Source organism: Blautia sp. ZXY-1-B12, assembly GCF_056339915.1.
This window is the reverse complement of the sequence record NZ_JBWJVP010000133.1, coordinates 1-2,789: the sequence shown is the minus strand read 5'-3', so window position 1 is coordinate 2,789 and position 2,789 is coordinate 1. Positions and strand designations below refer to the sequence as shown.

The following is a 2,789-nucleotide window of genomic DNA, read 5'->3' as shown; positions in this document are numbered from 1 at the left end:
TAACTTGTTATGTATGCCGGAATTTATTGCACCGGAGAACAGCCTGATCTATAAGAAATATATCTTGCCAATCATTTCATCGAATATATATTTCCAGCGTTTTCAGACTGATGAGAGAACTATGGCAGACAAAGATTATACAAACTATGATAAAAATAATGGAAATACAGGGGAATGAGAAAATAAGAGAACTTGCTACTTTGGCTTTGATGCAGGATTTATGGCTGACTTTTTATGAAAATGTAAAGTTATCTGATAAAGGAAATGTACAGACAGTTGATGAAGTTGCACAGAAAAGAGTACAGTTAATCATGCAATATATACATGAAAACTATAATCATAATTTGTCTCTGGATGAAATTTCCTCGCATATAGGAATCAGTAAAAGTACTGCACTTAATTTGTTCCCACCGGTTTTTACATACTACACCGGTTAATTATCTGATAGGATATCGACTTCAGGCAGCTTCCTGGTTATTGAAAAATACGAATAAAAAAGTAAAAACAATTGCCTATGAAAGTGGATTTCATAACGTTGATTATTTTTGCAGATTGTTTAAAAAACGTTATCATTTAACCCCATCAGAATATCGTTGCACATGTTTAAAATTGTTGTCGGCAGATCCGAGTCTTCAGACCCATAAATAAAGCCGATGCGGGATTTTTGAATCCTGTATCGGCTTTGTTAATTTGCGAAGATTTTTGAAAAATTTATTTTAATGATTCATCAGCGTTTTAATATCTTCTTCCGGTGTGGTGATAGGTGCAATACCATAATTTTCCACCAGATAGTTTAGAATATTAGGAGACAGGAACGCTGGAAGAGAAGGACCAAGACGGATGTTTTTGATACCTAAGTGTAAAAGTGTCAGCAGGATGCAGACTGCCTTCTGTTCATACCAGGAGAGAACGAAGGAAAGCGGAAGCTCATTTACAGAACATCCAAATGCATCCGCAAGTGCCACAGCAACCTGGATCGCACCATAAGCATCATTACACTGGCCCATATCCATCAGTCTTGGCAGACCACCGATTTCTCCCAGATCCAGATCATTGAAACGGAATTTTCCACATGCCAGGGTGAGAACAATACTGTCAGAAGGTGTCTGCTTCACGAATTCCGTATAATAGTTTCGACCTGGTTTGGCACCATCACAGCCGGCAACCAGGAAGAAATGGCGGATAGCGCCTGATTTTACTGCTTCTACTACAGTATTCGCATGGGAAAGAATAGCTGCATGCCCGAAACCGGTTGTTACTTTCGTACCGCCGTTGATGCCTGTGCGTGTCTGATCTTCTTTGTAACCACCCAGTTCCAGTGCTTTTTCAATAACCGGTGTGAAGATCTTTCTTCTCGTCGATATGAACAGCGCCTGGGAAAGCAACCACTTCTGTTGTAAATACTCTGTCAGCATAACTGCTTTTTGGCGGCATCAGACAGTTGGTGGTGTAAAGGATCGGAGCCGGAAGATGATCAAACTCTTTCTGCTGATTCTGCCATGCAGTTCCGAAATTTCCTTTTAAGTGAGAGAATTTCTTTAAGAGTGGATAGGCATGGGCAGGGAGCATTTCACCGTGGGTATAGATGTTGATTCCTTTTCCTTCTGTCTGTTCAAGTAAAAGCTGCAGATCCTTCAGATCATGACCGGTTACTACAATAAATGGTCCTTTTTCTACGGTAAGTGTAACTGCAGTCGGTTCCGGTGTTCCATAGGTTTTGGTATTTGCCTTGTCAAGAAGTGCCATACATTTCAGATTGATTTCCCCTACTTTCAGTACAGTAGGAAGCAGTGTATCCATACTTTCTTCATAACCAATCTTAAATAATGCTTCGCAGAAGAAACGGTTTACTTCGGCATCTTCATAATTCAGAACATTTGCATGATAAGCATAAGCTGCCATTCCGCGAATCCCGAAAAGAATAAGGGACTTCAGGGAGCGGATATCTTCATCTGCATTCCACAGCTGCTGCATGTCATATTCGTCTGATTTACCGCAAGGTGACTGACATTTACTGCAGCCAGGAACCAGTCTTTCTTTTTCTGCTCTGACTTTTTGTATCATATTTTCGATTGCTGCATCGTCAAAACTCACATTTGTAACGGTAGTAAACAGTCCTTCAATTATGACTTGACTGGTACTTTTGGAAATAGCTGCTGCGCTATCGACAGCCCTTGCCAGACCGATCAACGCACCTGTCAGCTCATCCTGTAATTTGGCAGTGCCTGCCTTTTTTCCGCAGACACCTGCATTTCCTGTGCAGCCGGTGCATCCCACTGTCTGTTCACACTGATAACAAAACATTTTTTTATCCATTGTCGTATCCTCCTTTATTCTATAATATTTCCATCAATACCTATGGTTATAACCTGCCAGGGAATGAATTTTCTACTATTCTGAAGTGCTTTTCTGGCTGCCATCTCAAGTCCGCCACAGCATGGAACTTCCATTCTTACAATCGTCACACTTTGAATATCGTTATTTTGGATTATTGCAGTCAGTTTCTCGCTATAATCCACCTGATCCAATTTAGGACAGCCGATTAATGTTACCTTATTTCGGATAAAATCCTGATGAAAGCCTGCGTAAGCGTAAGCAGCACAATCGGCTGCGATTAAAAGCTTTGCGCCGTTAAAATATGGGGCACTGACAGGTGCCAGCTTAATCTGTACCGGCCAGTTCTGAAGATTGGATACCTGATCTGTGGTTGAAGATGGTTTTTCTGATTTGGGTATTTCTGATCGCTGAATCTGCATGCTTTTAGACCCGGGACAGCCGGCATGAGCAGT

The 2,789-nt window shown here is 41.1% G+C and carries 2 protein-coding genes and 2 pseudogenes; 2 read left to right on the top strand and 2 right to left on the bottom strand.

Annotated elements, in window-relative coordinates; all coding sequences use genetic code 11:
• The first annotated feature begins 146 nt into the window (after positions 1–146).
• Together AC075L_RS07365 and AC075L_RS07360 are read left to right on the top strand one after the other, a co-directional pair.
• Complete coding sequence (locus AC075L_RS07365) at positions 147–437, top strand: hypothetical protein (protein WP_476387459.1); 291 nt, start codon at positions 147–149, stop codon at positions 435–437.
• Positions 391–648: a helix-turn-helix transcriptional regulator gene (locus AC075L_RS07360; protein WP_476387460.1), complete on the top strand. Its 258-nt coding sequence runs from the start codon at positions 391–393 to the stop codon at positions 646–648. Before AC075L_RS07365 ends, AC075L_RS07360 begins: the two co-directional genes overlap by 47 nt.
• Positions 649–716: 68 nt before the next feature.
• Here the strand turns inward: AC075L_RS07360 and hcp are convergent.
• Together hcp and AC075L_RS07350 are read right to left on the bottom strand one after the other, a co-directional pair.
• Positions 717–2,316, bottom strand: a pseudogene (hcp, locus tag AC075L_RS07355) (hydroxylamine reductase).
• 14 nt (positions 2,317–2,330) lie between these two features.
• Positions 2,331–2,789 (bottom strand): annotated as a pseudogene (locus tag AC075L_RS07350) (ferredoxin); the annotation flags it as partial.

Excerpts from the sequence above, each read along its gene's own strand:
- AC075L_RS07365 (WP_476387459.1), top strand. The coding sequence starts at position 147 with ATGATAAAAATAATGGAAATACAGGGGAATGAGAAAATAAGAGAACTT.